At 64.8% G+C, this 25,551-nt stretch carries 27 protein-coding genes; 23 read left to right on the top strand and 4 right to left on the bottom strand.

Annotated features, from left to right (window positions below; genetic code table 11):
* Nucleotides 1-3 precede the first annotated feature (3 nt).
* From GV068_RS07715 to GV068_RS07680, 8 genes are all read left to right on the top strand, one after another.
* Nucleotides 4-609 (top strand): methyltransferase domain-containing protein, encoded by a 606-nt coding sequence (locus tag GV068_RS07715; RefSeq protein ID WP_159696773.1) that lies wholly within the window; start codon nucleotides 4-6, stop codon nucleotides 607-609.
* A gap of 328 nt (nucleotides 610-937) precedes the next feature.
* The gene (locus GV068_RS07710) at nucleotides 938-1,246 is read left to right on the top strand and encodes an FmdB family zinc ribbon protein (protein ID WP_159696772.1); all 309 of its coding nucleotides are present in this window, start codon (nucleotides 938-940) and stop codon (nucleotides 1,244-1,246) included.
* A gap of 19 nt (nucleotides 1,247-1,265) precedes the next feature.
* Nucleotides 1,266-1,853, top strand: coding sequence for a DUF502 domain-containing protein (locus GV068_RS07705; RefSeq protein ID WP_159696771.1), 588 nt, complete (start codon nucleotides 1,266-1,268; stop codon nucleotides 1,851-1,853).
* Between the two features lie 73 nt (nucleotides 1,854-1,926).
* Nucleotides 1,927-3,720 carry an aspartate--tRNA ligase gene (aspS, locus tag GV068_RS07700; RefSeq protein ID WP_201303257.1) on the top strand — a complete coding sequence of 598 codons (1,794 nt, stop codon included), beginning with the start codon at nucleotides 1,927-1,929 and terminating at the stop codon, nucleotides 3,718-3,720.
* An 82-nt stretch (nucleotides 3,721-3,802) separates the two neighbouring features.
* Complete coding sequence (gene nudB / locus GV068_RS07695; protein WP_159696769.1) at nucleotides 3,803-4,255, top strand: dihydroneopterin triphosphate diphosphatase; 453 nt, start codon at nucleotides 3,803-3,805, stop codon at nucleotides 4,253-4,255.
* 58 nt (nucleotides 4,256-4,313) lie between these two features.
* Nucleotides 4,314-5,123 (top strand): endonuclease/exonuclease/phosphatase family protein, encoded by an 810-nt coding sequence (locus GV068_RS07690; protein ID WP_159696768.1) that lies wholly within the window; start codon nucleotides 4,314-4,316, stop codon nucleotides 5,121-5,123.
* 8 nt (nucleotides 5,124-5,131) lie between these two features.
* Nucleotides 5,132-6,292, top strand: a complete 1,161-nt coding sequence (clsB, locus tag GV068_RS07685) for a cardiolipin synthase ClsB (RefSeq protein WP_159696767.1) — start codon at nucleotides 5,132-5,134, stop codon at nucleotides 6,290-6,292.
* A 17-nt stretch (nucleotides 6,293-6,309) separates the two neighbouring features.
* Complete coding sequence (locus tag GV068_RS07680; protein WP_159704718.1) at nucleotides 6,310-6,702, top strand: RNA-binding S4 domain-containing protein; 393 nt, start codon at nucleotides 6,310-6,312, stop codon at nucleotides 6,700-6,702.
* A gap of 78 nt (nucleotides 6,703-6,780) precedes the next feature.
* Here the strand turns inward: GV068_RS07680 and GV068_RS07675 are convergent, their stop codons facing one another.
* Nucleotides 6,781-7,626 carry a transposase gene (locus GV068_RS07675; RefSeq protein WP_159704715.1) on the bottom strand — a complete coding sequence of 282 codons (846 nt, stop codon included), beginning with the start codon at nucleotides 7,624-7,626 and terminating at the stop codon, nucleotides 6,781-6,783.
* A 425-nt stretch (nucleotides 7,627-8,051) separates the two neighbouring features.
* Here GV068_RS07675 and GV068_RS07670 point away from each other — a divergent pair, with 425 nt between their 5' ends.
* The 7 genes from GV068_RS07670 to GV068_RS07640 all read left to right on the top strand — a co-directional run bounded on the left by GV068_RS07670 (nucleotide 8,052) and on the right by GV068_RS07640 (nucleotide 16,207).
* Entirely contained in the window at nucleotides 8,052-8,654 is a 603-nt protein-coding gene (locus GV068_RS07670) for a TetR/AcrR family transcriptional regulator (RefSeq protein ID WP_159696766.1), read from the top strand.
* Nucleotides 8,655-8,708: 54 nt separating this feature from the next.
* Nucleotides 8,709-10,499: an acyl-CoA dehydrogenase C-terminal domain-containing protein gene (locus GV068_RS07665; RefSeq protein ID WP_159696765.1), complete on the top strand. Its 1,791-nt coding sequence runs from the start codon at nucleotides 8,709-8,711 to the stop codon at nucleotides 10,497-10,499.
* A 161-nt stretch (nucleotides 10,500-10,660) separates the two neighbouring features.
* Nucleotides 10,661-13,057 (top strand): 3-hydroxyacyl-CoA dehydrogenase/enoyl-CoA hydratase family protein, encoded by a 2,397-nt coding sequence (locus GV068_RS07660; protein WP_159696764.1) that lies wholly within the window; start codon nucleotides 10,661-10,663, stop codon nucleotides 13,055-13,057.
* Nucleotides 13,058-13,086: 29 nt separating this feature from the next.
* Nucleotides 13,087-14,283 carry an acetyl-CoA C-acyltransferase gene (locus tag GV068_RS07655; protein WP_159696763.1) on the top strand — a complete coding sequence of 399 codons (1,197 nt, stop codon included), beginning with the start codon at nucleotides 13,087-13,089 and terminating at the stop codon, nucleotides 14,281-14,283.
* Nucleotides 14,284-14,395: 112 nt separating this feature from the next.
* The gene (locus GV068_RS07650; protein WP_159696762.1) at nucleotides 14,396-15,175 is read left to right on the top strand and encodes an enoyl-CoA hydratase; all 780 of its coding nucleotides are present in this window, start codon (nucleotides 14,396-14,398) and stop codon (nucleotides 15,173-15,175) included.
* A 144-nt stretch (nucleotides 15,176-15,319) separates the two neighbouring features.
* The gene (locus GV068_RS07645) at nucleotides 15,320-15,757 is read left to right on the top strand and encodes a hypothetical protein (RefSeq protein ID WP_159696761.1); all 438 of its coding nucleotides are present in this window, start codon (nucleotides 15,320-15,322) and stop codon (nucleotides 15,755-15,757) included.
* Between the two features lie 12 nt (nucleotides 15,758-15,769).
* Entirely contained in the window at nucleotides 15,770-16,207 is a 438-nt protein-coding gene (locus GV068_RS07640; RefSeq protein ID WP_159696760.1) for a hypothetical protein, read from the top strand.
* A gap of 33 nt (nucleotides 16,208-16,240) precedes the next feature.
* On the opposite strand, the gene GV068_RS07635 is transcribed toward GV068_RS07640, so the two are convergent.
* Nucleotides 16,241-16,975: an SDR family oxidoreductase gene (locus GV068_RS07635; protein WP_159696759.1), complete on the bottom strand. Its 735-nt coding sequence runs from the start codon at nucleotides 16,973-16,975 to the stop codon at nucleotides 16,241-16,243.
* Nucleotides 16,976-17,074: 99 nt separating this feature from the next.
* Here GV068_RS07635 and GV068_RS07630 point away from each other — a divergent pair, with 99 nt between their 5' ends.
* The 4 genes from GV068_RS07630 (at nucleotide 17,075) to GV068_RS07615 (ending at nucleotide 20,188) form a co-directional block, all read left to right on the top strand.
* The gene (locus tag GV068_RS07630; protein ID WP_159696758.1) at nucleotides 17,075-17,980 is read left to right on the top strand and encodes an AraC family transcriptional regulator; all 906 of its coding nucleotides are present in this window, start codon (nucleotides 17,075-17,077) and stop codon (nucleotides 17,978-17,980) included.
* 92 nt (nucleotides 17,981-18,072) lie between these two features.
* Complete coding sequence (locus GV068_RS07625) at nucleotides 18,073-19,227, top strand: MFS transporter (protein WP_159696757.1); 1,155 nt, start codon at nucleotides 18,073-18,075, stop codon at nucleotides 19,225-19,227.
* A gap of 45 nt (nucleotides 19,228-19,272) precedes the next feature.
* Nucleotides 19,273-19,677, top strand: coding sequence for an OsmC family protein (locus GV068_RS07620; RefSeq protein ID WP_159696756.1), 405 nt, complete (start codon nucleotides 19,273-19,275; stop codon nucleotides 19,675-19,677).
* 7 nt (nucleotides 19,678-19,684) lie between these two features.
* A complete protein-coding gene (locus GV068_RS07615; protein WP_201303256.1) occupies nucleotides 19,685-20,188 on the top strand; it encodes an arsinothricin resistance N-acetyltransferase ArsN1 family B in 504 nt (167 codons plus the stop codon).
* A gap of 6 nt (nucleotides 20,189-20,194) precedes the next feature.
* Here the strand turns inward: GV068_RS07615 and GV068_RS07610 are convergent, their stop codons facing one another.
* Nucleotides 20,195-21,385: an MFS transporter gene (locus tag GV068_RS07610; protein WP_159696755.1), complete on the bottom strand. Its 1,191-nt coding sequence runs from the start codon at nucleotides 21,383-21,385 to the stop codon at nucleotides 20,195-20,197.
* 162 nt (nucleotides 21,386-21,547) lie between these two features.
* On the opposite strand from GV068_RS07610, the gene GV068_RS07605 reads away from it, so the two are divergent.
* Both GV068_RS07605 and GV068_RS07600 read left to right on the top strand, forming a co-directional pair.
* The gene (locus GV068_RS07605; RefSeq protein WP_159704709.1) at nucleotides 21,548-21,844 is read left to right on the top strand and encodes a helix-turn-helix transcriptional regulator; all 297 of its coding nucleotides are present in this window, start codon (nucleotides 21,548-21,550) and stop codon (nucleotides 21,842-21,844) included.
* Nucleotides 21,841-22,170: a DUF4326 domain-containing protein gene (locus GV068_RS07600; RefSeq protein WP_159696754.1), complete on the top strand. Its 330-nt coding sequence runs from the start codon at nucleotides 21,841-21,843 to the stop codon at nucleotides 22,168-22,170. The genes GV068_RS07605 and GV068_RS07600 overlap by 4 nt, the downstream gene beginning before the upstream one ends.
* Nucleotides 22,171-22,185: 15 nt before the next feature.
* On the opposite strand, the gene GV068_RS07595 is transcribed toward GV068_RS07600, so the two are convergent.
* Nucleotides 22,186-22,809, bottom strand: a complete 624-nt coding sequence (locus tag GV068_RS07595; protein WP_159696753.1) for a GIN domain-containing protein — start codon at nucleotides 22,807-22,809, stop codon at nucleotides 22,186-22,188.
* A 281-nt stretch (nucleotides 22,810-23,090) separates the two neighbouring features.
* Between GV068_RS07595 and GV068_RS07590 the strand changes: the two genes are divergently transcribed.
* Together GV068_RS07590 and GV068_RS07585 are read left to right on the top strand one after the other, a co-directional pair.
* Nucleotides 23,091-23,561 carry a GyrI-like domain-containing protein gene (locus GV068_RS07590; RefSeq protein ID WP_159696752.1) on the top strand — a complete coding sequence of 157 codons (471 nt, stop codon included), beginning with the start codon at nucleotides 23,091-23,093 and terminating at the stop codon, nucleotides 23,559-23,561.
* A 216-nt stretch (nucleotides 23,562-23,777) separates the two neighbouring features.
* Nucleotides 23,778-25,436, top strand: a complete 1,659-nt coding sequence (locus GV068_RS07585) for an acid phosphatase (RefSeq protein ID WP_229463887.1) — start codon at nucleotides 23,778-23,780, stop codon at nucleotides 25,434-25,436.
* Nucleotides 25,437-25,551 lie beyond the last annotated feature (115 nt).

Below are 25,551 nucleotides of genomic sequence, written 5' to 3'. Positions count from 1 at the left end.
GCGGTGGCGGCGACGCCCAGCTTCGCCAGCCGCGATCCGCTCAGTCCCGCGTTCTGGGACGAGCGCTTTGCCCGATCCTTCACCCCGTGGGACCGTGGCGGCGTGCCACAGGCCCTGCGCGACTTCGTGCTGGCTTCGCCGCGCCCGCTCAGCACCCTGATTCCCGGCTGCGGCAGCGCCTACGAAGTGGTCTACCTGTCCGACGCCGGGTGGGACGTGACCGCGATCGACTTTGCACCGGAAGCGGTGGCACGCGCCAAGGCGCTGGCGGGGCCGTGGGCCGAGCGGGTGGTGGAAGCGGATTTCTTTGCCTGGCAGCCGCCGCGCCAACTCGAACTCATCTATGAATGCGCCTTCCTGTGCGCGCTGCCGCTGGCCATGCGCCCGCAAGTCGCGGCGCGCTGGGCTGCGCTGCTGCCGCCCGGCGCCCGCCTGGCCGGCTTCTTTTATTTTGACCAAGCGGTCAAAGGCCCGCCGTTCGGCATCGACAGGGCAGGGCTTGAGGCTTTACTGGCGCCGTACTTCGACTGCATCGAGGATGCGCAGGTAAGCGATTCGATCCCGATCTTCGCCGGCAAGGAACGCTGGATGGTCTGGCGGCGCCGCTAGGCCAAAAGAAAAGCCCGCATGAAGCGGGCTCGGGAAATGCAGCGTTCTTTTACGGACCAGCGGCGGTGTGGCACCGCGCAAAATCTTCTGTTTCTTCTTAACTGTGGGCAGCAGAGCTTGCCTGCCGCCATCATGTTCTCAAGAAAGATGCTATTTAATCACCCGGCCCTGACATTGGGCAAACGAAACCGCGCCTAGCGATGACGAAAAACAACACCGTCAACGCGCCATGAAGCGGTCGGCAATGGTCCGCTGCAGCCAAATTGGGCAAGGCTTCACGTAAAAGCTTTATAATTCAGGGTTTTGAAGATTTTTGCGGAGTACTACGATGCCGATTTACGCTTACCGCTGCGATGAATGCGGTTTTACCAAAGATGTACTGCAAAAAATTTCCGACCCGGTGCTGACCGTCTGCCCGTCCTGCGGCAAGGATGCCTTCAAAAAACAGGTGACCGCCGCCGGCTTCCAGCTGAAGGGCACGGGCTGGTATGTGACCGACTTCCGTGGTGGCACCCCGCCGGCCACCGGCACCGCCGGCGGTGCCGCGGCGCCGGCCGCAGCCGCCGACAGCGGCAGCAGCGCAGCCGGCACGCCGGCGCCCGCGCCGGCCACGGGCGGCGACAAGAGCAGTAGCTGAACAAGAACAAGAGAAACCGATGCGCAAATATTTCCTGACCGGCTTGCTGGTACTGGTGCCCCTGGTGATCACGGCCTGGGTGCTGAGCATGATCATCAGCACCCTGGACCAGTCGCTGCTGTTCGTGCCGGAATCCTGGACGCCGCAGGCAATGTTCGGCCGCGACATCCCGGGCGTCGGCGCGGTGCTCACCATCGCCATCATTTTCATTACTGGCCTGCTGACCAATAACCTGGTGGGCGGCTGGGTCGTGCGCCTGGGCGACCGCATCATGAAGCGCATCCCGGTCGTCAGCTCGCTGTACGGCAGCGTCAAGCAGGTGTCGGACACGCTGTTCTCGTCCTCGGGCAACGCGTTCCGTACGCCGGTGCTGATCCCGTATCCGCACGCGGATTCCTATACCATCGCCTTCCTGACCGGCGTGCCGGGCGGCGACGTGAAGAACCACCTGGTGGGCGACTACGTGAGCGTGTACGTGCCGACCACCCCGAACCCGACCTCCGGCTTTTTCCTGATGATGGAACGCAGCAAGGTCGTGGAACTGAATATGTCCGTGGACGCGGCACTGAAGCACATCGTTTCGATGGGCGTCGTCGCTCCGGAATAAGAAAACGCAGTATCAAAGAATAGGCCTTCGGGCTTGACCGAACAACCAACCTGGAACGAAAACTATGTCCTCCATGCGTACTCACTACTGCGGCCTCGTCACCGAGGAACTGCTGGGCCAAACCGTCAGCCTGTGCGGCTGGGTGCACCGTCGCCGCGACCACGGCGGCGTAATCTTCATCGACCTGCGCGACCGCGAAGGCCTGGTGCAGGTGGTCTGCCACCCGGATAACGCCGAGGTGTTCAAGGCCGCGGAACACGTGCGCAACGAGTATTGCCTGCGCATCACCGGCACCGTCGTGAACCGCCTGGAAGGCACCGCCAACGCCAACCTGAAGTCGGGCAAGATCGAGATCAACACCACCAAGCTGGAAGTGCTGAACGCTTCCGTGCCGGTGCCTTTCCAGCTGGACGACGACAACCTGTCGGAAACCACCCGCCTGACCCACCGCGTGCTCGACCTGCGCCGCAACCAGATGCAGCACAACCTGCGCCTGCGCTACAAGGTCTCGATGGAAGTGCGCAAGTACCTGGACAACCTGGGCTTCATCGACATCGAAACCCCGATGCTGACCAAGTCGACTCCGGAAGGCGCCCGCGACTACCTGGTGCCCTCGCGCGTCAACCCGGGCAACTTCTTCGCGCTGCCGCAGTCGCCGCAGCTGTTCAAGCAGCTGCTGATGGTCGCCAACTTCGACCGCTACTACCAGATCACCAAGTGCTTCCGCGACGAAGACCTGCGCGCCGACCGCCAGCCGGAATTCACCCAGATCGACTGCGAAACCTCGTTCCTGACCGAGCAGGAAATCCGTGACCTGTTCGAAGACATGATGCGCGTCGTCTTCAAGAACGCCGCCGGCATCGACCTGCCGAACCCGTTCCCGGTGATGGACTTCGCCACCGCCATGGGCTCCTACGGTTCGGACAAGCCGGACATGCGCGTCAAGCTGGAGTTCACCGAATTGACCGAGCTGATGAAGTCGGTCGAGTTCAAGGTGTTCAATTCCGCCGCCAACATGGCCGGCGGCCGTGTGGTCGGCCTGCGCGTGCCGCAGGGCGGTTCGATGCCGCGTTCGGAAATCGACGCGTACACCCAGTTCGTCGCCATCTACGGCGCCAAGGGCCTGGCCTACATCAAGGTCAACGAGAAGGCCAAGGGCCGTGACGGCCTGCAGTCGCCGATCGTCAAGAACATCTCGGACGAAGTCCTGGCCCAGATCCTGGAACTGACCAAGGCCGAAGACGGCGACCTGATCTTCTTCGGCGCCGACAAGGCGAAGGTCGTCAACGACGCCATCGGCGCGCTGCGCGTCAAGATCGGCCACTCGGAATTCGGCAAGAAGGCCGGCCTGTTCGACGACCGCTGGGCGCCGCTGTGGGTCATCGACTTCCCGATGTTCGAATACGACGAAGACGGCGACCGCTGGAACGCCACCCACCACCCGTTCACCGCACCGAAGGACGGCCACGAAGACATGTTGGAAATCAATCCGGGCGCCTGCGTCGCCAAGGCCTACGACATGGTCCTGAACGGCTGGGAACTGGGCGGCGGCTCGATCCGTATCCACCGCGAAGAAGTCCAGAGCAAGGTGTTCCGCGCCCTGAAGATCGACGCCGAAGAAGCGCAGCTGAAGTTCGGCTTCCTGCTCGACGCCCTGCAGTACGGCGCGCCGCCGCACGGTGGCCTGGCCTTCGGCCTGGATCGCCTGATCACCCTGATGACCGGCTCCGAGTCGATCCGCGACGTGATCGCCTTCCCGAAGACCCAGCGTGCACAGGATCTCTTGACCAACGCGCCGTCGGAAGTCGACGAGAAGCAGCTGAAAGAACTGCACATCCGTCTGCGCAACGAGCCAAAAGTCGCCTAAGCGAAGCACGGGTTCGGTAAACGCGGGCGCGGCCATATAATGGCTGCGCCCGCGTTTTTTTATTTGCGCTATTTAATTGTCGATGCCTCACAAGATCCCCGAATCCGTCCTGGTCGTCATCCACACCTCCGCCATGGAGGTCTTGCTGATCGAACGCGCCGACCGCCCGGGTTTCTGGCAATCCGTCACCGGCTCGCTCGACTTTCATGACGAGCCCCTGATCCAGACCGCCACCCGCGAACTGTTCGAAGAGACCGGCATCGTGGCCGATGGCGAGCACATTCGCCTGCACGACTGGCATCTGTCCAACATCTATGAGATCTACCCCGTCTGGCGCCACCGTTATGCGCCCGGCGTTACGCATAACACCGAGCACGTGTTCTCGGTGTGCGTCCCGCGTGACGTCACGGTCACGTTGAGCCCGCGCGAGCATACCCAATATGCCTGGCTGCCTTACCTCGAGGCCGCCGACCGCTGCTTTTCCTCATCGAACGCCGAAGCCATCCTGCAGTTGCCTCGGCACATTTCTCCGTGAGCGCACGATTGGGCTGGGCACCAAGAGGGTAGACCCGGGATGTTGTTAGAATGTTCCCATGAAGATTCGTGTGGCCACCTACAACATCCACAAGGGCGTAAGCTCGCTGCGCAGCCAGCCGCGCGTGATCGCGCTGAAGAAGGCGATTGCCGAATTCCATGCCGACGTCGTGTTCCTGCAGGAAGTGCAGGGCCGGCACGACCGTTTCCAGGCCAGGTACGGCAAGGAAGAACACGCGCACCATCACTGGCCCGAGACGGCCCAGTACGACTTCTTCAAGGGCGAGAAGCACCATAGCGCCTACGGCATGAACGCCGTGTACGACCACGGCCACCACGGCAATGCGCTGCTCTCCGCCTTCCCGATCGAGAATTCGCACAACCACGATGTCTCGGACCACGCCTACGAGCAGCGCGGCATCCTGCATTGCGTCTTGAACACCCAGGCCGGCCGCGTTCATTGCTACGTGGTGCACCTGGGCCTGTTCGAGGGCAGCCGCGGGCGCCAGACCGAGGCCCTGATCGAGCACGTCAACACCTCTTCGCATGGCGAGCCGGTGATCATCGCGGGCGACTTCAACGACTGGCGCAATACCCTCAGCGATCGCCTGCGCAACGCCCTCGGCGTGGTCGAGGTGTTCGACGAGCTGGGACCGAAATCGGCGCTGGGCGACATGGTGCGCGGCTGGGCCGGCCGCCAGCCGCGCCTGGCGCCGGCGCGCACCTTCCCGGCCATGCTGCCCTGGTTCCGCCTCGATCGCATCTACGTGCGCGGTTTCGCGGTGGATAACGCCCAAGTGATGCACGGCCCGCTGTGGGCCAAGCTGTCCGACCACGCACCGATCGTGGCGGAACTCCAGCTGTCCTGACGCGCGCCATGCGTCACCTCAGCTTCGTAGACAACAACGACGTCACCCTGCTGGAAAGCGGCACCGCTTTTTTCCCGGCGCTGGTCGCCGCGATCGACGCCGCGCAGTATGACATCCTGTTCGAAACCTATATCTTCGCCGAGGACCCGACCGGCGAGCTGGTGCGCGACGCCCTGATCCGTGCGGCCGGGCGCGGCGTGAAGGTGCGGGTGCTGGTCGACTGGATCGGCACCGAGCACCGCACCGCGAAGCGCCTGGGCGGCATCTTCTTGCGCGGCGGCGTGCACTACCGCGTCTTCAACCCCTGGTGCAAGCGCGGCATCGCCCGTTCGCACCGCAAGATCGCGGTGATCGACCGCGCCATCGCGTTCGTGGGCGGTATCAACGTCAACGACGACTGGCTGTGCGACCACGCCGAGCACAAGCGCCTGGCGGCGCCGCGCTGGGACTTCACGGTGCAGGTACGCGGGCCGCTGGTGGCCCAGATCCACGACGAGGCGCAGGGGCAGTGGCTGCGCGCCGGCCACCTTAAGTTCCGGCAGCGCATCGAGCTGTTCAAGGAGATGCGCAAGAAGCCGGTGCAGTCCTGCGAATTCCCGGCCAAGGCGGCGTTCGTGGTGCGCGACAACCTGCGCAACCGTTCCACCATCCAGCGCGCCTACCTGCAGGCTTTGGGGCGCGCCAAGGACAGCGTGCTGCTGGCCACGCCGTATTTCGCCCCGGGCCGCAAGTTCCGCAAGGCGCTGGCCCATGCCGCGCGGCGCGGAGTGAAAGTCACGCTCCTGATCGGGGTAGGGGAGTTCGTCATCCAGGACATGGTCGCGCATTCCTTCTATCCCAAGCTGCTGGCCGACGGCATCAAGGTGGTGGAATACCAGAAGACCCAGCTGCACGCCAAGGTCGCGGTGGTCGACGACGACTGGGCCACGGTCGGCTCCAGCAACTGCGACGGCCTGTCGCTGTTCCTGAACCAGGAAGCCAACGTGGTGGTGCTGGACGAGCGCTTCGCCGCCACCATGCGCGCGCACATCGAGCGCGGCATTGCCGACGGGGTGCCGGTGCGCGCCGAGGATTACGCGCACATCGGCTGGTTCCGCCGTGCGAGCTACGGATTTGCCTACATGGTGTATAAACTGGTCATGCGGATCTTCGCGATCGGCTATGCATGAAAGAAAGCAGGCGAGAGATGGTGGACAAGGAAGACAACAACGTACGTATCGACAAATGGTTGTGGGCAGCGCGCTTCTTCAAGACGCGCTCGCTGGCAACCGACGCGATCGACCGCGGCCGCGTGCGCATCGATGGCGAGCCGATCAAACCGGCGCGCAACGTCAAGATCAACGACAAAATCGTCATCGACAACGGCTCGGACCGCTGGGAAGTGATCGTGGCCGCGATTTCCGGCACACGCGGCCCGGCGCCGGTGGCGCGCACCCTGTATTTCGAGACCGACGAAAGCATCGCCAAGCGCGAGAACAACAAGACGGCGCGCCGCCTGTTCCCGGAGCCGAGCATGGATCTCAAGGGGCGGCCGACCAAGCGCGACCGCCGGGCCATCAGCCGTATCAATGACGAGTAAATTCGGCAACAAAAATCAGCGCACGACCATCGACACCAACACCGGGGTCAGGTCTAACATTTCTACACGAGCTCTGCTTTAGCGCTCGGGCTTTTCGTAAGCAGCAATTGCTCGGCTTACTGTCATGGCCGATACACCAAACGCACGCGCGATCTGCTGCATCGTGAAAGCCGTGGACCGATAGGCGCGTGCCATCGCCTCGTCTCTATTGGGGTAGCTGGCTTGATACTCAGTCAGCGAAAGTGCAACCGCTCGCCGCTCGGTCCTGGAAACCTCCATAAATTCTTCAGCGCATTGCAGCTGCTGGTGTGACGCGACGAAGTCGTCATCGCCCAGAAGAATCTGGTGGCGGGTCGCGGTCAGCGGACTCGCTTGACCGATGCCCGCCAGGACAAACGCCCGATAGGCGGAGACAGCTTCTGCGGGAGTATGACCGAATCGACTTAGTATCCAGTCGCGCTGAAACCACTTGGGAGAGTGCTTTCTGCCGATAAGATAGTGATGACTGCTCCATAGCCATTCGTCCAGCGAGGTGACCATGTTCGCACGCAGCGGATTTAAGACGATATAGCGGCTCACTTCCAGGAGGTAGTTTTCTTTTTGAACGAGGATGGCTTTATAGCGACCCTGGAAAAGATGGCCGACGAGTTCGTGCCGGCGGTTGATCAGCTGTGAGTACAAGCCGTTCAGCTGGCGCATTCCGTGAGAAAGATTTGCCTCAACCGTTTCAACCAGCAGGTGATAGTGGTTTGTCATCTGGCAGAAGCTATGGATGACAAAGTTGTGCCGCTCGCATACTAGAGCGAGGACATCTAGCCAGGCACGACGATCTGAGTCGTTGCGATAGATGGGACTACTTCGGTTGCCACGGGATGTAACGTGGTAAAGAGCGCCGGGGAATTCGAGTCGAAGTGGTCGTGTCATACCGGTTACGGTACAGAAGAAAATCAATTTCAAGCTGAGCTTGCTCAGTTGCTGCAGGACGCCAGAGTAAAAATGCGGATCTGTGCAAGAACAATACCTTGCGCCTTTGGGCGAGCAACGGTTGAGCTCGTGTAGAAATGTTAGACCTGACCCCCGTCGTGGACCCCCGTCGTGGGCTGGGGAGTAGCGAAACAAAAATCAGCGCACGACCGTGCAAAATGCGGTACCTTTACATCTACGGCAACGCTGTCCGGGCTGATTCGAGGCGCGGACGTCCTGCAGGCGGTTTCTCCTCCTGCCGTTGTCATGCATCAATAGAATCTCGCCTCTAAGTTCCCGTTTGACATTTCAACTCTGGTAGATAATAGTACGAGCGTTCGGATTTTTTCGATTCAGGGGCTGTCATTACTACTTCAGCAAAATTCATGCGCAAGGGCGAACTCACGCGGGCAGCGATTCTCGACGTGGCGCTCGAACTGTCCAGCCGCGACGGCCTGGAAGGCCTGACCATCGGCCTGCTGGCCGACCGGATGAACATGAGCAAATCCGGCGTGTTCGCGCACTTCGGTTCGCGCGAAGACCTGCAGCTCGAGGTGGTCAAGCTGTATCACCACCGCTTCGAGCAAGAGGTGTTCTACCCGAGCGTGCGCGAGCCGCGTGGCCTGCCGCGCCTGCAGTCGATGTTCGACCGCTGGCTCGAACGCGTGTCGGTCGAGATCGCGTCCGGCTGCATCTACATCAGTGGCGCCGTCGAGTATGACGACCGCCCGGGCCCGATCCGCGAGGAGCTGGTCAAGATGGTGCAGGCCTGGCAGGGCGCATTACAGCGCAGCGCGCGCCAGGCGATCGAGGTCGGCCACCTGCGCGCCGACACCGACGCCGAACAGCTGGTGTACGAGATCTACGGGCTGATCCTGGCCCTGCACCATGACGCCCGTTTCCTGCGCATGCCCGGTTCCGTCGACCGCGCGCGCCGCGGCTTCGAGCGGCTGATCGAAAACTATCGCAATCCATCCACGCCGGCCTGAGTCAGCGCCGTCGATCAAACACATACACACTTTACCTTCGTTCAGGAGAAAACCATGGGTCAGTACGTCGCGCCAATCCGGGATATGCAGTTCGTTCTGCACGAATTCCTCAATGTCAGCGAAGAGTTCAAGAACCTGCCTGCCTATCAGGAAATCGACGCCGACATCATCAACCAGGTGCTGGAAGAAGGTGCGAAGTTCACGCAGGAAGTGCTGTTCCCGCTGAACCACAGCGGCGACCGCGAAGGCTGCCACTTCGATTCGACCACCAAGGCCGTGACCACCCCGAAGGGCTTCAAGGAAGCGTATAAACAGTATGTCGAAGGCGGCTGGGCCGCGCTGGCATGCGATCCGGAATACGGCGGCCAGGGCCTGCCGGTCTCGCTGAACAACTCGTTCTACGAGATGCTGAACTCCTCGAACCAGGCATGGACCATGTACCCGGGCCTGTCGCACGGCGCCTACGAGTGCCTGAAGGAGCACGGCACCGACGAGCAGAAGAAGCTGTTCCTGCCGAAGCTGGTCTCGGGCGAGTGGACCGGGACCATGTGCCTGACCGAAGCGCACTGCGGCACCGACCTGGGCCTGCTGCGCACCAAGGCCGAACCACAGGCCGACGGCACCTACAGCATCACCGGCTCCAAGATCTTCATCTCGGCCGGCGAACACGACATGGCCGAGAACATCGTCCACCTGGTGCTGGCGCGCCTGCCGGACGCACCGGAAGGCTCGAAGGGCATCTCGCTGTTCCTGGTCCCGAAATTCAAGGTCAGCGCCGACGGCTCGATCGGCGAGCGTAACGGCATCGCCTGCGGCGCCATCGAAGAGAAGATGGGCATCCACGGCAACGCCACCTGCCAGATGAACCTGGACGGCGCGATCGGCACCCTGATCGGCCAGCCGCACAAAGGCCTGCAGGCGATGTTCGTGTTCATGAACGCCGCCCGCCTGGGCGTCGGCATGCAGTCGCTGGGCCTGACCGAAGTCGCCTACCAGAACGCGCTGGTGTATGCGAAAGACCGCATCCAGATGCGTAGCCTGTCGGGCCCGAAGGCCCCGGACAAGCCGGCCGACCCGATCATCGTGCACCCGGACGTGCGCCGCATGCTGCTGACCGCGAAAGCCTTCGCCGAAGGCGGCCGCGCCCTGACCTCGTACATCGCGCTGCAGATCGACCGCGAACTGAACCACCCGGATGAAGAAGTGCGCAAGGAAGCCGCCGGCGAAGTCGCGCTGCTGACCCCGATCGTCAAGGCCTTCATCACCGACAACGGCTGGATCGCCACCTCGGAAGCGATGCAGGTGTACGGCGGCCACGGCTACATCAGCGAGTGGGGCATGGAGCAGTACGTGCGCGACGCCCGCATCAACATGATCTACGAAGGCACCAACACCGTGCAGTCGCTGGATCTGCTGGGCCGTAAGATCCTGATGGACAACGGCACCAAGCTGCGCGCCTTCGGCGAGAAGATCAAGAACTTCGTCGAAGAGAACGGCCTGGACGAGTCGATGTCGGAATTCGTGACCCCGCTGGGTGAACTCGGCGAAAAGGTCACCAAGCTGACCATGGAAATCGGCATGAAGGCCTTCCAGAACCAGGACGAAGTCGGCGCCGCCGCCGTGCCTTACCTGCGCGTCGTGGGCCACCTGGTGTTCAGCTACTTCTTCGCCCAGATGGCGAAGATCGCGCTGGCCAAGCAGGACTCGGGCGACAAGTTCTACGAAGCCAAGCTGCACACCGCGCGCTTCTACTTCGCCCGCCTGTACCCGGAAACCGCGATGCTGATTCGCCAGGCACGTTCGGGTTCGGCGAACCTGCTGGCCATGGACGCAGACCTGTTCTAACCATCACGTAGCTACTCAACCGACCCGCGCCAGTAGCCCGTCATTCCCGCGAAGGCGGGAATCCAATTTTGCCAGCGTTACGTTATCGCACGCAGAACTTGGATCCCCGCCTACGCGGGGATGACGGAGCAAAGGCAGCGGGTACTAAAAAGGATTCAAGAATGTCCAATTTCATCGTCAAGAAAGTCGCCGTGCTGGGCGCCGGCGTGATGGGCGCGCAGATCGCTGCGCACTGCGTGAACGCGAAAGTGCCGGTCGTGCTGTTCGACCTGCCGGCCAAGGAAGGTAACAAGAACGCCATCGTCCTGAAGGCCATCGAAGGCCTGAAGAAGCTGTCGCCGGCCCCGCTGGGCAACAAGGATGACGCGTCCCTGATCGAAGTGGCCAACTACGAGGACAACCTCGACGTGCTGGCCGGCTGCGACCTGATCATCGAAGCCATCGCCGAGCGCATGGACTGGAAACACGACCTGTACAAGAAGGTCGCTCCGCACATCGCCCCGAACGCGATCTTCGCCTCGAACACCTCGGGCCTGTCGATCAACAAGCTGGCCGAAGGCTTCGACGAAGAACTGAAAGCGCGCTTCTGCGGCGTCCACTTCTTCAACCCGCCGCGCTACATGCACCTGGTCGAACTGATCCCGACCACCAGCACCCGTCCGGAAATCCTCGACCAGCTCGAGACCTTCCTGACCTCGACCCTGGGCAAGGGCGTGGTGCGTGCAAAAGACACCCCGAACTTCATCGCCAACCGTGTCGGTATCTTCGGCATGCTGGCCACCATCCACGAAGCCGAGAAGTTCGGCCTGTCGGTGGACGTGGTCGACGACCTGACCGGCGCCAAGCTGGGCCGCGCGAAATCGGGCACCTTCCGCACCGCCGACGTCGTCGGCCTGGACACCATGGGCCACGTGATCAAGACCATGCAGGACACCCTGCAGGACGATCCGTTCTTCAGCCTGTACAAGACCCCGGACGTGCTGGCCAAGCTGATCGAGAAGGGCGCGCTGGGCCAGAAGGCCGGCGGCGGCTTCTATAAAAAGGTCGGCAAGGAGATCCAGCGTCTCGACTTCGCCACCGGCGAATACGTGCCGAGCGGCGCGAAAGCGGCCGACATCGTCGCCCGCATCCTGAAAGAAAAGGACCCGGTCAAGAAGTTCAAGGCCATGCGCGAATCGACCAACCCGCAGGCGCAGTTCCTGTGGGCGATCTTCCGCGACGCTTTCCACTACATCTCGGTCCACCTCGACACCATCGCCGACAACGCGCGCGACGTCGATTTCGCGATGCGCTGGGGCTTCGGCTGGAGCGTCGGCCCGTTCGAGACCTGGCAGGCCGCCGGCTGGACCCAGATCGCCCAGTGGGTCAAGGAAGACATCGACGCCGGCAAGGCGCTGACCAACACGCCGCTGCCAAGCTGGGTGTTCGAAGGCCCGGTCGCAGAGAAGGGCGTGCACACCGCCGAAGGTTCGTACTCGGTCTCGAAGAACGCGTATGTTCCGCTGTCCGACCTGCCGGTCTACAAGCGCCAGCAGTTCCGTGCACCGGTGGTCGGTTCGACCACCATCGACCCGAAGACTGCCGGCACCACCGTGTTCGAGGACGACTCGGTGCGCCTGTGGCACGCGGACGACGAAGTGCTGGTCATCTCGCTCAAGACCAAGATGCACGTCATCGGCGAAGGCGTGGTGAAGGGCCTGCAGCGCGGCATGGCCGAAGCCGAAAAAGGCTACAAGGGCCTGGTGATCTGGAATACCGATGCGGCCGAAGGCGGCGCCTTCTCGGCCGGCGCCGACCTGCAGTCGGCCATGCCGGCCTTCATGATGGGCGGCGCCAAGGCGATGGACCCGATGGTGCGCGACCTGCAGAACGTGTTCATGCAGATGAAGTACTCGAACATCCCGGTGGTGGCCGCTGTCGCTGGCCTGGCGTTGGGCGGCGGTTGCGAGATGATGCTGCACGCCTCCAAGCGCGTGGCCTCGATCGAATCCTACATCGGCCTGGTCGAAGTCGGCGTCGGCCTGGTGCCGGCCGGCGGCGGCCTGAAGGAAGCGGCAGTGCGCGCCTTCACCGAAGCCAAAGGCAACGACATCCTGCAATTCCTGAAGACCGGCTTCACCAACGCGGCCACCGCGCAGGTGTCGAAATCGGCCCTGGAAGCGAAGGCCATGGGCTACCTGAAGGAAGACGACGTCATCGTCTTCAACCCGTACGAACTGCTGCACGTGGCGAAGACCACCGCGCGCGCCATGTTCGACGCAGGCTACCGCGCCCCGGCGCGCCGTCCGATCACCGTCACCGGCCGCTACGGCTGGGCGACCATCCGCGGCCAGCTGGTCAACATGCGCGACGGCGGCTTCATCTCGGCCTACGACTTCAAGCTGGGCGACATGATCGCCGAGATCGTGACCGGCGGTGACGTCGACCAGGGCAGCGTCGTGTCCGAGCAGTGGCTGCTCGACATGGAGCGCAAGGCCTTCATCGAGCTGCTGGGCAACCCGAAAACCCAGGAACGCATCATGGGCATGATGCAGACCGGTAAGCCAGTGCGTAACTAAGTCGCTGACAAAGAACAGGACGACCAATCATGAGCAAACAACTTCAAGACGCATACATCGTCGCAGCGACCCGTACCCCGATCGGCAAGGCGCCGCGCGGCTTCTTCAACAAGACCCGTCCGGACGACCTGCTGGTGCACGCCATCCGCGGCGCCATGGCGGCCGTGCCGAACCTGGATCCGGCCCTGATCGTCGACGCCATCGTCGGCTGCTCGTTCCCGGAAGCGGAGCAGGGCTTCAACGTGGCGCGTAACGCGGTGGTGCTGGCAGGCCTGCCGAACACCGTGGGCGGCGTCACCGTCAACCGCTACTGCGCCTCGGGCATCACCGCCCTGGCCATGGCCGCGGACCGCATCCGCGTGGGCGAAGCCGACGTGATGATCGCCGGCGGCGTCGAATCGATGTCGATGGTCCCGATGATGGGCCACCATCCTTCGATTAACATGGAAACGTTCAAGGACGAGAACGTGGGCCTGGCCTACGGCATGGGCCTGACCGCCGAGAAGGTGGCCGAGCAGTGGAAGGTGTCGCGCGAAGACCAGGACGCCTTCGGCCTGGAATCGCACCGCCGCGCCATCGCCGCCCAGCAGGCCGGGTACTTCAAGGACGAGATCACCCCGGTCGAAATCGTCACCCGCACCCCGAACCTGGCCACCGGTGAAATCACGGTCAAGCGCCGCACCGTCGACCTGGACGAAGGCCCGCGCGCCGACGCCTCGATGGAAGGCATGGCCAAGCTGAAGCCGGTGTTCGCCGCCAAGGGCTCGGTGACCGCCGCGACCTCGTCGCAGATGTCGGACGGCGCCGGTGCGCTGATCGTCGTCAGCGAGAAGATCCTGAAAGAGCACAACCTGACCCCGCTGGCCAAGTTCTCCTCGTTCGCCGTGCGCGGCGTGCCGCCGGAGATCATGGGCATCGGCCCCAAGGTCGCGATTCCCGCAGCGCTGGCCGCGGCCGGCATCACCCAGGACCAGCTGGACTGGATCGAGCTGAACGAAGCCTTCGCCGCCCAGGCGCTGGCTGTGATCCGCGACCTCGGCCTGGACACCAGCAAGGTCAACCCGATGGGCGGCGCGATCGCCCTGGGCCACCCGCTGGGCGCGACCGGCGCCATCCGCGCCGCGACCGTCGTGCACGCACTGCGCCGCAACAACCTGAAGTACGGCATGGTGACGATGTGCGTCGGCGCCGGCATGGGCGCGGCAGGCATCATCGAACGCGTATAAGCATCAGGTAAGCAGTACCGCGTGGGCGGGAGAACCGCGAGCCCTTCGTAGGGTGGGCGGGTCTCCCGCCCACGCGTCCAACCAGACTCAGAATAAACGGGAGACTCCAGACATGGACATGCTGATCACCAAGGCCAACGGCCTTTTGACCATCGAATTCAACCGCCTCGAACGCAAGAACGCGATCACCGCCGCGATGTACCAGTCGATGGCCGACGCGCTGATCGACGCCGAGAGCGACACCGCCGTGCGCGCCATCCTCATCGCCGGCAAACCCGAGATCTTCACCGCTGGTAACGACCTCGACGACTTCATGAAGAACTCGGCCCCGGTCCCAGGCGTGCCGGCCGAGAACCGCCCGGTGTTCCAGTTCATGCGCGCGCTGAACGGCTCGACCAAGCCGGTGATCGCGGCCGTCGCCGGCGCCGCGATCGGCATCGGCACCACCATGCTGATGCACTGCGACCTGGTCTACGCCGCCGACAACGCCAAGTTCTCGGTGCCCTTCACCCAACTCGGCCTGTGCCCGGAATTCGCATCCTCGCTGCTGCTGCCACAGCTGGCCGGCTACCCGCGCGCGGCCGAGAAGCTGCTGCTGGGCGAAGCCTTCGGCGCCCAGGAAGCCTTCGAGATGGGCCTGATCACCCGCGTGCTGCCGGCCGCCGAGTTGCGCGCTTTCGCAGAACAGCAGGCCGCTAAGCTGGTGGCGCTGCCGGCCGCCTCGATCCGCACGACCAAGGCGCTGATGAAGCGTCCACGCACCGACGCCATCCAGGGCGCGATCGCCGCCGAGAACGAACGCTTCGCCGCCATGCTACTGGCGCCGGAAGCGAAGGAAGCCTTTACCGCCTTCTTTGAAAAGCGCAAGCCGGACTTCAGCAAGTTCGACTGAGCCGGTGATGCATCCGTAGCACACCACCTGTGGGGGAACTGTGGCTTGAAGCCTTTCCCCCGCTGCGTGCGATCCCTATACTTCGCGGTCCATTTCATCGAAGGGATTCACATACAGCATTTTTTCCGCTCCGGTATTGCAGCCTTGCTCTCCGTATCCTTGAGCATCGCGACGGCCAAGGCCTCCACCCCGGACGACCACTACGTCTTGACGGCAGCTGTCGTACAGAAGCTGAAAGCCGCTAACAAGGCGATCGAGCAGGCCGACCTGCCGGAAGATACGCCGGCCCAGGAAAAAGAAGACGACAAGTACCGCGTCAAGGGCGAGCTTCCGGTCGAACGCTTCATCCTCAGCATCGAACGTCGTCCACAGGCCAAGGCCCTGGTCCTCAAGCATGGCTTCACACCGAAGGAATTCGGCCTGGCGACCTACGCCTTGCTGGATGCGTCCATGCACCTGACCTACGAATCCATGGCGTCCAAGGCGGACGTGGCCAAGCAATACGCGAAGCTGACCAAGGAACAGCAGGCGAACATCAGCCTCCTGCGCAAGCTCGGTCCGGCCGCGTATGCATCGCACTGAGGCGGTCGCATCATGAAAAAAGCACCTGTCTCCCTAATTTTCGCGCTGATCCTTGGCGCCTCGAGCCAGCAAGCCGCACAGGCGCAAAGCTGGGCCGATCGCCTGATCAACCTGGGCAGCGCGGCCAAGGCCGCCGGCGGCCTGCGCGTGCCGGGACTGGGCCAGTCCGGCAAGTCGACATCGACCAGTTCCGACGATCCGGTCTTCGGCAAGGCCCGTGTCGAAGCACGCGCGCATCCGCAGTACCCTGGCGACGAATGGCCGGACCGCATGGTCGAGGGCTATATCGCTCGCGACCGCTACGGTTGCCCGGCCTTCTTCGCCAACGGCAAGTCCATGTTCGTTTACAGCTTCGACAAGTTCGAAGAGAAGGTCGACGGCGCCTGGGCGACACTCGACATGCAGAAGCTGGCGAAGGAAGTACCGCAGCACTGCACGGGCGGCGGCTGAGGCATCGCCGCCAACTCCGCGCTGACCGGATGATCAGGCCAGCGCCACCGCATCGGCGCCGGCCGGGATGCGCAGCGGCGCGCCCGGATCGTTTGCCACCCGCCACACCGCTTCCACCACATCCGCCGCATGCGTGACCGGCCCGTCGCCGCCACGGCCTGCGAATACGCCTTCCACAAAAGCCGCATAGGCCTCCGGCACGCCGGCGTGCATGCGCGGCGCGGCATTGCTTGCAAACGCGGTTTCGGGTGAGCGTCCCGGCAAGACCACGTGGGTGCGCACGCCGATGGGCCGCAGTTCCAGCGCAAGCGATTCGGTCCAGGCGTTCATTGCCGCTTTACTGGCGGTGTAAGCGGCCAGCAGCGGCAGCGGCAGCAGCGTCGTGCTGGACGAGACGTTGATGATGACACCGGCGCCGCGTTCGCGGAACTGCGGCAGCAGCGCCTGCGCCATCGCCATCGCGCCCAGCACGTTGGTATCGAACAGTTCGCGCAGGGTGGCCGGCGGGGTAGTCTCGAACACGCCCAGCAGGCCGATGCCGGCGTTGTTGACCAGGACGTCGACCGGTCCCGCCAACTCTACCGCGCGCCGGACGCTGGCCTCGTCGGTCACGTCGAGCGGGACGATGCGCAGCCGCGGGGACGCCGGCAGCAGGCCGGCGCGCGGCGTGCGCATGGTGGCGACGACGTTCCAGTCGCGTTCGAGGAAGTGGCGGGCGGTCTCGAGGCCGAATCCGGACGAGCAGCCGGTGATGAGGACGGTAGGCATGGTGCAGCTCCTTGGTGGTGGTTGGTAGAAACAGGATAGGATCTTCGGGTCGGACTGGATATAATCGGAAGTACACCTTTCATTTGCGAGCGTCCAAACATGGTCGATCCCTTTGCCGAACTCGTGCTGCTGCTCCAGCCTGGCGCGCCCTTCTCGAAATACGTCACCGGCGCCGGTCGCTGGCGTGTGCAGCGTTCGGAGACGGGGCGCCCGTTTTTCTGCCTGGTCCTCGAGGGCGGCTGCCGGCTCGTGGCCGGCGCTCATGCACCGCTTCGTCTGCAGCAGGACGATTTCGTCCTGATCCCGGCGGCGCGCGACTTCACCGTCTCCAGTCTGGACGAAGGACCGGTCGATGCGGACCAGGCGCCGCCGGTGCTGCGCGAGGGCGAGATCCGCCACGGCGTCCAGCACGGCGCGCCGGATGTCCGGCTGCTGGTCGGCTACTGCAGCTTCGGTTCGCCCGATGCGGCGCTACTCGTGTCGCTGCTGCCCGAACTGGTGCACGTGCGCGGCGACCAGCGCCTGGGCGCCATCGTGGGTCTGGTCGGCGACGAGTTCCGTGCAGCGCGGCCGGCGCGCGAGGTCTTGCTCGCCAGGCTGCTGGAAGTGCTGCTGATCGAGGCCCTGCGCTCGGGCGGCATCGAGAACGGCGCCCCCGGCCTGCTGCGCGGACTGGCCGACCCGCGCTTGGCGGGCGCCCTGCGGCGATTGCACGAGGATCCGGCACGTGGCTGGACGGTGGCGGAACTGGCCAAGGAAGCGGCGCTGTCGCGCTCCACCTTCTTCGAGCGTTTCAGTCGCGCGCTCGGGATCGCGCCGATGGAATACCTGCTCAATTGGCGCATGGCGATGGCGCGCTCCCTGTTGCGACGCGGGAGCAGCGGCGTCGCCGAGGTGGCGCAGCGGGTCGGCTACGGCTCGGCCAGCGCCTTCAGCGTCGCGTTTTCCCGCCACGTCGGGGTGCCACCGGCGCGCTACGCACAAAACGCGGCCGCAGCGCCCTAGCGCCGCCCGGTGTAGACTGGGTAGCCGTCACACCTGATTTGCCAATGTCGCCACCTTCCTCTTCCTCACCCACCGCGCCCCCTGGTGCGGTGATGCAAATCCTCTTCTCCGTCGCCTTCGTCCACCTGCTGAACGACTGCGTGCAGGCCGTCCTGCCCGCGATCTACCCGCTGCTCAAGCACGAATTCGCGCTCAGCTTCACCCAGATCGGCCTGATCACGCTGACCTTCCAGTGCACCGCCTCGCTCCTGCAGCCCTGGATCGGCCTGTACACCGACAAGCGCCCAATTCCCTTCCTGCTGCCGGTCGGCATGTGCGCCACGCTGGGCGGCGTCGCGCTGCTGTCGGTGGCCGGCAGCTTCCCGATGCTCCTGCTGGCGGCCGGCCTGATCGGCCTCGGTTCCTCGACCTTCCACCCGGAAGCCTCGCGCGTCGCGCGCCTTGCCTCGGGCGGGCGCTTCGGCTTCGCGCAGTCGCTGTTCCAGGTGGGCGGCAACCTGGGCTCGGCCTTCGGGCCCTTGCTGGCGGCCGCCATCATCGTCGGCAGCGGGCAGGGCAGGATCGCCTGGCTGATGCTGCTGGTGGTGCTGGCGGTGGTGGTGCTGTTCCAGGTCAGCCGCTGGTACGCGGGGCACCTGCGTAATGTGACGAAGAAGATCGCGGTGCACGCGGGCCCTGGCCTGCCGCGCCGGCGCGTGATCTGGGCCCTGACGGTGCTGGCGCTGCTGGTGTTCTCGAAGTACATCTACATGTCCAGCCTGTCGAGCTACTACACCTTCTTCCTGATCGAGAAATTCCACGTGTCGGTGGAGGCGGCGCAGGGCTATCTGTTCCTGTTCCTGGCCGCGGTGGCGGCGGGGACCTTCGCGGGCGGGCCGATCGGCGACCGCATCGGCCGCAAGCGCGTGATCTGGTTCTCGATCCTGGGCGCGGCGCCCTTCGCCTTGGCGCTGCCCTACGCGAACCTGTTCTGGACCGCGGTGCTGTCGGTGGTGATCGGGCTGGTGATGTCGTCGGCCTTCTCGGCCATCGTGGTGTTCGCGCAGGAGCTGGTGCCGAACAAGGTCGGCATGATCGCGGGCCTGTTCTTCGGCCTGATGTTCGGCATCAGCGGCATTGGGGCGGCGGCGATGGGTGCCATCGCGGACAGCACCGGTATCGAGACCGTGTACCGGATCGCCTCCTTCCTGCCGCTGTTCGGCATCCTGGCCGTGTTCCTGCCACGGATGGATGCGGCCCGGCGCTAGCTGCGCTAGCATGGTCCCAGCCCATCCCGGGCTTGGGAGAACGCCATGCGCATCACTGCCTTTGTCGACAACTCCGCTACGGCGCACCAAGTTGCCGTGGACACCGAGGGATCGCGCCAGTCGCTGCAGGTACCAACGAAGGCTTCAGGCCCCGGCTCGGGCGTCAACGGCGGCGAATTCCTGATGCTGGCGCTGGCTACCTGCTACTGCAACGACCTGTATCGCGAAGCGCGGCGGCTCGGCATCGTGCTGGAGGGCGTGCAGGTCGAAGCCAGCGCGGACTTCCCCGGCGTCGGCCTGGCCGCCACCAATATCCGCTATCGCGCCACGGTGCGTTCGCCCGCTTCACCCGGGGACGTCGCCCGCCTGCTGGCCGAGACCGATGCGGTGGCCGAGGTGCACAACACCCTGCGCGCAGGCTGCACGGTCGTGTTCGAGCCCGGCCTATAATGGCCTCATGTCCGAGATCATCATCCGCCCTGCCACGCTTGAGGATGCCGCCGCTTTCTGCGCCATCTACAACCCCTACATCGCCGGCACCACCATCAGCTTCGAAGAGCAGCAGGTAGCCGCCGCCGACATGGCCCAGCGCATCGCCGACGTGGCGGCCGCCGGCCTGCCCTGGCTGGTGGCCTGCCGCGACGGCCGTCCGGTGGGCTATGCCTACGCCACCAAATGGCGTGCCCGTCCCGCCTACCGCACCTCGGTGGAAAGCTCGGTCTACCTCGACATGCAGGAGGCCGGCCGCGGCCTGGGCACGCTGCTGTACCGCGCGCTGCTCGATGCGCTGCGCCTTCTCGACGTGCACATGGTGATCGGCGGGATCGCCCAGCCGAACGAGCGTAGCGTGGCGCTGCACGAGAAGCTGGGCTTTCGCAAAGTGGCCCACTTCAGCGAAGTGGGACGCAAGTTCGGGCGCTGGGTCGACGTCGGCTACTGGGAGCTGCGCCTGCAGGATTGAAGCGCCTCAGGCGAGGCGGCGTTCAGGCGTGGGTGCGCCGACCGCCGACAGATAGAGCAGCAGCGAGGCGACACCGCAGCCGAACAGCGCCAGCGGCAGCAGCATCGGCCCGGACGCAGTCGACAGCACCGCCGCGGCGACCAGCGGCCCGGCGGCGCGCGCCAGCAGCGACGGCACCGACAAGGCGCCGCTGATCGCGCCGTAGTGGCGGGCGCCGAACATTACGCGCGGTAGCGTCCCGCGCACGATCGTCAGCACGCCGTTGCTCATGCCGTAGAGCGCGCAGAACAGCGCCACCGCCCAGGCCTCGGTACCGAGCAGCGCCAGCGCCAGCAGTCCGAAGGGCAGGGTGGCGAACACGATGCGGCCGACCGCCTGCGGCGTGGCGCCCTTGGCCAGCGTGCGCTCGCCGATGCGGCCGACGACCTGCATCGGCCCGATCATCGCGGCCAGCGCCACGGCGGTGGCGGCCGGATGGCCCAGGGTGCGCAGCAGCGGGATCAGGTGCAGCGCCAGCGCGGTGAAGATGAAGACATTGGCGGCGAAGGCCAGCGCCAGCTTCCAGAAGGCTGGATGGCGCACCGCTTCGCCCAGCGTGTGGCTGTCGCGCGGCGCGTCCGGCGCGGCAGGGGGATGGGGCGCGTCGCGGCCGAGGCCCAGGTGCAGCGGCAGGCAGACCACCAGCTGCAGCGAGGCATAGGCAAGGTAGGTGTCGCGCCAGCCCAGGCGCGAGGCGAGCGCCATCGTGAGCGGCCAGAAGATGCTGCTGGCGAAGCCGGCGAACAGGGTCAGTGTCGAGATGGCGCGCGGCGCGCCCACCGCGACCTTGCGGTTGATGGTGGCGAAAGCCGCCTCGTACAGGGTCAGCGACATCGCCACGCCGATCACGGTCCAGGCGCCGAAGTAGGAAGCGTTGGTGGTGCAGCGCGACAGCCAGGCCAGGCCGGCGGCGCTGACCAGCGAACCCGCCGCCATGACGAAGCGGCCGCCGTGGCGGTCGACCATGGCGCCGATCGGCGTGGCCGCGACGCCCGATACCAGCAGGCTCCAGGAATAGGCCGCGAACGCGGTTTCGGAGGAGATGCCCAGCTCGCGCCGGATATCGGGCGCCAGCACCGCGAAGGCATAGTACAGGGCTCCCCATGACGCGATCTGCGTGATGGCGAGGATGCCGATGGTCCTGCGTGCTGCTGACAAAGCCGTTCTCCCGATGCGGTGCTGCGCAAGCCATGACTCTACCGCAGGCGCGCTATTCATGCCGGATGTCATCATCTGGTCAAATCGTTTCGATATCCTTCGAAGGGTGCGACCCGCACGGCTACTACTTCGACAGGAGCGGACATGAGCAAGCAAGCCCCGATGGACAATCGGACCGCGATCGCGGCGCTGGCGGCGCTGGCCCAGGAATCGCGGCTGGCCGCCTACCGCTTGCTGGTGCAGGCCGGCCAGCACGGCATGGCGGCGAGCCGGATCGCGTCAAGCCTGCGCATGCCGGCGTCCTCGCTGTCCTTCCACCTGAAGGAGCTGAGCCACGCCGGCCTGGTCGTGCCGCGCCAGCAGGGGCGGTTTATCATTTATACGGCGCAGCGCGAAACCATGCGCGGGCTGCTGGCCTTCCTGAACCAGCAGGCCAAACCAGAGGCGGGAGCAGAATGAAACCGGTACGTGTGAAACTGAGCAGGAAGAAGGGCTGGAAGCTGCCGCCGAACACGGTGTCGGTGGCGCGTCCCGGACGCTGGGGCAATCCGTTCTCGGTGGCGCCTGACGTGGCGCCGGGCACGCCGGTCGGCGAGCGCTACATCGCGATGCCGAACATCCCGGAAGCCGTTGCCGCCTTCCGGCGCTGGGTGGAAGAGGACCCGGCCGGACGCCGGCTGGCGGAAGCGGCGCGCCTTGAGTTGCGCGGCCGCAACCTGGCCTGCTGGTGCCCGCTCGACGGTCCCTGCCATGCCGAGGTCTTGCTCGACATCGCCAACCGCTGAGCGGGTTTTACATCCTTACTTGACCGCCACCACGCTGCCGATGCCCGACACCGACTTGTTCACCACGCGCGGGTTGCCGTAGTAGGTGAGGTTGCCCATGCCGCGCACGTTGGCATTGAGCTTGTCCTTGGCGTAGATGTTGACCGAACCGATGCCTTCGAAGCTGACGTCGGCTTCCTGGGCGATCAGGGCCTTGGTGTCGACTTCGCCCACGCCTTGCGCGCGCAGGGTCAGCTGACGCACTTCGCCGTCGATCGCCAGGCGGCCGGCGCCGCGGTAGTTCACATCCAGGCGCTCGCCGCGGATCTTGTTCAGCCGCATCACGCCAGCGCCTTCGCCCTTGAAGGTCTGCAGTTCCGGCATGGTCACCACCACCCGGTCGCTGCTTTCGATGCTGTTGCGCGAGCTGTCCTTCATGTCCAGGCGCAGTTCGCCGTCCACCACTTCGCTGGTGACGCGGGCGATGAAGCGCGGGTCGCCATACACCTTCAGCGAATACGATTTTCCGGCTTCCACCGTCAGGCTGACCGGGCCGTGCACGGAGATGCCCTTGAACGGCGAAACGCTACGCGCCTGCTCATCGGCATGGGCGCTCAGCGAAGCGATGGACAGGACAGCGGCGAGGATCAGGCGTTGCATGGTGTTCTCCGGTGGTGTGTTGGTATGAGTCCATTGTAGGGACGTGAAAAACGCCGGGTTGCCGTTTGCGACGAACTGCAAAAAACCGTGCCTGGACTGCTGCGAAGGCGGGATATGTGTATTCAACAAGCCTTTACGGATGCTGGTCAATACGCTTGTGTGCGTTGTTGCACATTTGTCCTGCCAGATTAGGAAAAATAGGTGCGCACGATTGCGTGCGTGGCAATATTGTCACTGAGTTAAGGCTATAATTTTCTTCGTCCACTTGCGTAGCCAACACCATGCACATCACGACCGTTAACCTACCTGAAATGAAGCTTGCCGGGCTGCCACTTGCAGGTCCGATGTCGGTTCTGGAAGCGGACTTGCCGGACATCTGGAGCAGCTTCCTCGAGCGCGAAAGCGAACTGGGCGAGAACAAGGATCACCTGCGCTATACCGTCAGGCTGCAGGACAAGGATGGCGTGCGCGTCGTATTGGTCGCCGCCGAAGTTCCTGACTTGAACAATCTGCCGCCGGACATGATCGGCATCCGCATCCCGGAGCGCCGCTATGCCCTGGTCACCCACCGCGGTCCGGTGACGAAGACCCAGGCAACCTACCTGACCGGCTATGCCACCATCGATCAGCTGGGCATGACGCCCGACGAAGAGGGCTGGCGTATCGAACGCTACGACCGGCGCTACACGCCGGCCATGCACGACGGTAACCGCCCCGACAACGCCTTCGACATCCTGATCCCGCTGTATTAGAAAACTGGTGCCGGTATCTTTTACGACCGCCGGCCCCGGTCGGGCGGCTTGCGCCGCCAGCATCCCTTCCCAAGGACAGACGCATTCTGCCTGCCGAATGTGACAGGCGTTTGACGTGGTATGCGCGCAAACGCTGCCACGCCATATCGCCGTAAATATTCCAGCTGGCAATAAAAGCGCGGATAATGCCTGATTTCCCGCACCACGGAGCAGGCAGTGCACGACCACGCCCCCCACGATCCCCTTGACGCTTCCCCCGACGATCCGGCGCGCCGGCGCCTGATGCAGGCCGCCGCCGCCGGCCTGTCGCTGGCCGTGCCTGGCCTGGCCGAGAGCGCGCAGGCCAAGCCCGCCCCGCGCGCCGCCAACTCGCTGGACGCCAAGCTGCGCGCCCACGTCAAGAACGTGGTCGTGATCTACCTCGAGAACCGCAGCTTCAATAACCTGTTCGCCGACTTCCCCGGGCTGGCCGAGCCGCTCTCCGGCGTGCCCGCCGCGCGCTTCCAGCAGAAGGACCGCGACGGTTCGGTGCTGCCGACGCTGCCGAAGATCTGGGGCGGCATGGTGCCGGGCCGCCAGAACCTCGGCGGCAAGGACTACCTCGTCAAGGAAGACGACATCCAGGGCCTGCCGAACGCGCCCTGGAAGCTGAAGGATGCCGAAGGCCATCCGCTGCCGGAAGGCCTGGTGACGCGCGACCTGACCCACCAGTTCTACCAGAACCAGATGCAGATCAACGGCGGGCGTAACGACGGCTTCGTGGCCTGGGGCGATTCCGGCTCCCTGGTAATGGGGCAGTACGGCGAGACGGCCGAAAACCTGGGCCTGTGGCAGATCGCACGCGCGTACACGCTGTGCGACAACTTCTTCATGGCGGCCTTCGGCGGCTCCTACCTGAACCACCAGTTCTTGATCAGCGGCCGCACGCCGGAGTACTTCAACGCCGCATCGACGCCGGCCAAATCCAAGATCGCGGTCACGGCCGACGGCCCCCAGGGGGCGCGCCTGGCGGTGGCGCCGGATTCGCCCAGGTCGGCGCTCGAGGGCAAGGCCAAGTACGTGCACGCCGGCGCCATCACGCCGGACGGCTACGCGGTGAACACCATGGCGCCACCCTACCAGCCGAGCTGGGTGCGCCCGGCGCCCGGGGGCGATGCGCGCGAGGCCGATCCGCAGGATCCGTCGACCCTGCCGCCCCAGAGCTACCAGACCATCGGCGACCTCTTGTCCGCGCGCGGCGTGAGCTGGGCCTGGTATGGCGGCGCCTGGCAGGCTGCGCTCGATGGCCGCGGCGCCGGCCAGCGCCCCAACTTCCAGCACCACCACCAGCCCTTCAACTACTTCAAGCAGTTCGCACCGGGCACCAAGGCGCGCGAACAGCACCTGCTGGACGGCGGCCTGGGCGACAGCCCGATCTCGAACCGCTTCATCGCCGACGCGGTGGCCGGCAAGCTGCCGGCGGTGGCCTTCTACAAGCCGCAGGGCAACCTCAACTTGCACGCCGGCTATTCGGACATCGAGTCGGGCGACGCCCACGTGGCCAACGTGATCGAGCACCTGAAGAAATCGCCGCAGTGGAAGGACATGGTGGTGGTGATCACCTTCGACGAGAACGGCGGCTGGTGGGACCACGTGGCGCCGCCCCAGGGCGACCGCTGGGGACCGGGCTCGCGCATCCCGGCGATCGTGGTGTCGCCGCACGCCAAGCGCGGCGCGGTCGACCACAATTTCTACGACACCACCTCGATCCTGCGCTTCATCACGCGCCTGCACGGCCTGCCGCTGCTGGAAGGCCTGGCCGCGCGCAATGCCGCCTTCGCGGCGCGCGGCGCCAGGCCGCCGGGCGACCTGACGGCAACCCTGCGCTTCCGCTGACGGCAGCGCACACCCTCCAGGCCAGTCCCAGGACTGGCCTTTTTTTCGCGTGTTACGGGTCACTTTCCGGACGAGTATTGCGATACGGCTAACGTGCGCTGTTCCGAAATACGCG

It is taken from the genome of Massilia sp. 9I (assembly GCF_902506415.1).
Classification (GTDB): domain Bacteria; phylum Pseudomonadota; class Gammaproteobacteria; order Burkholderiales; family Burkholderiaceae_D; genus Telluria.
This window is presented reverse-complemented; position numbering and strand designations above follow the sequence as displayed.

Excerpts from the sequence above, each read along its gene's own strand:
- GV068_RS07625 (WP_159696757.1), top strand. The coding sequence starts at position 18,073 with ATGCAAATCCTCTTCTCCGTCGCCTTCGTCCACCTGCTGAACGACTGC.
- GV068_RS07600 (WP_159696754.1), top strand. The coding sequence starts at position 21,841 with ATGAAACCGGTACGTGTGAAACTGAGCAGGAAGAAGGGCTGGAAGCTG.
- GV068_RS07665 (WP_159696765.1), top strand. The coding sequence starts at position 8,709 with ATGGGTCAGTACGTCGCGCCAATCCGGGATATGCAGTTCGTTCTGCAC.
- GV068_RS07655 (WP_159696763.1), top strand. The coding sequence starts at position 13,087 with ATGAGCAAACAACTTCAAGACGCATACATCGTCGCAGCGACCCGTACC.
- GV068_RS07620 (WP_159696756.1), top strand. The coding sequence starts at position 19,273 with ATGCGCATCACTGCCTTTGTCGACAACTCCGCTACGGCGCACCAAGTT.
- GV068_RS07670 (WP_159696766.1), top strand. The coding sequence starts at position 8,052 with ATGCGCAAGGGCGAACTCACGCGGGCAGCGATTCTCGACGTGGCGCTC.
- GV068_RS07660 (WP_159696764.1), top strand. The coding sequence starts at position 10,661 with ATGTCCAATTTCATCGTCAAGAAAGTCGCCGTGCTGGGCGCCGGCGTG.
- nudB (WP_159696769.1), top strand. The coding sequence starts at position 3,803 with ATGCCTCACAAGATCCCCGAATCCGTCCTGGTCGTCATCCACACCTCC.
- GV068_RS07595 (WP_159696753.1), bottom strand. The coding sequence starts at position 22,809 with ATGCAACGCCTGATCCTCGCCGCTGTCCTGTCCATCGCTTCGCTGAGC.
- GV068_RS07590 (WP_159696752.1), top strand. The coding sequence starts at position 23,091 with ATGCACATCACGACCGTTAACCTACCTGAAATGAAGCTTGCCGGGCTG.
- clsB (WP_159696767.1), top strand. The coding sequence starts at position 5,132 with ATGCGTCACCTCAGCTTCGTAGACAACAACGACGTCACCCTGCTGGAA.
- GV068_RS07615 (WP_201303256.1), top strand. The coding sequence starts at position 19,685 with ATGTCCGAGATCATCATCCGCCCTGCCACGCTTGAGGATGCCGCCGCT.
- GV068_RS07635 (WP_159696759.1), bottom strand. The coding sequence starts at position 16,975 with ATGCCTACCGTCCTCATCACCGGCTGCTCGTCCGGATTCGGCCTCGAG.
- GV068_RS07705 (WP_159696771.1), top strand. The coding sequence starts at position 1,266 with ATGCGCAAATATTTCCTGACCGGCTTGCTGGTACTGGTGCCCCTGGTG.
- GV068_RS07680 (WP_159704718.1), top strand. The coding sequence starts at position 6,310 with ATGGTGGACAAGGAAGACAACAACGTACGTATCGACAAATGGTTGTGG.
- GV068_RS07650 (WP_159696762.1), top strand. The coding sequence starts at position 14,396 with ATGGACATGCTGATCACCAAGGCCAACGGCCTTTTGACCATCGAATTC.
- GV068_RS07675 (WP_159704715.1), bottom strand. The coding sequence starts at position 7,626 with ATGACACGACCACTTCGACTCGAATTCCCCGGCGCTCTTTACCACGTT.
- GV068_RS07690 (WP_159696768.1), top strand. The coding sequence starts at position 4,314 with ATGAAGATTCGTGTGGCCACCTACAACATCCACAAGGGCGTAAGCTCG.
- aspS (WP_201303257.1), top strand. The coding sequence starts at position 1,927 with ATGCGTACTCACTACTGCGGCCTCGTCACCGAGGAACTGCTGGGCCAA.
- GV068_RS07710 (WP_159696772.1), top strand. The coding sequence starts at position 938 with ATGCCGATTTACGCTTACCGCTGCGATGAATGCGGTTTTACCAAAGAT.
- GV068_RS07630 (WP_159696758.1), top strand. The coding sequence starts at position 17,075 with ATGGTCGATCCCTTTGCCGAACTCGTGCTGCTGCTCCAGCCTGGCGCG.
- GV068_RS07640 (WP_159696760.1), top strand. The coding sequence starts at position 15,770 with ATGAAAAAAGCACCTGTCTCCCTAATTTTCGCGCTGATCCTTGGCGCC.
- GV068_RS07605 (WP_159704709.1), top strand. The coding sequence starts at position 21,548 with ATGGACAATCGGACCGCGATCGCGGCGCTGGCGGCGCTGGCCCAGGAA.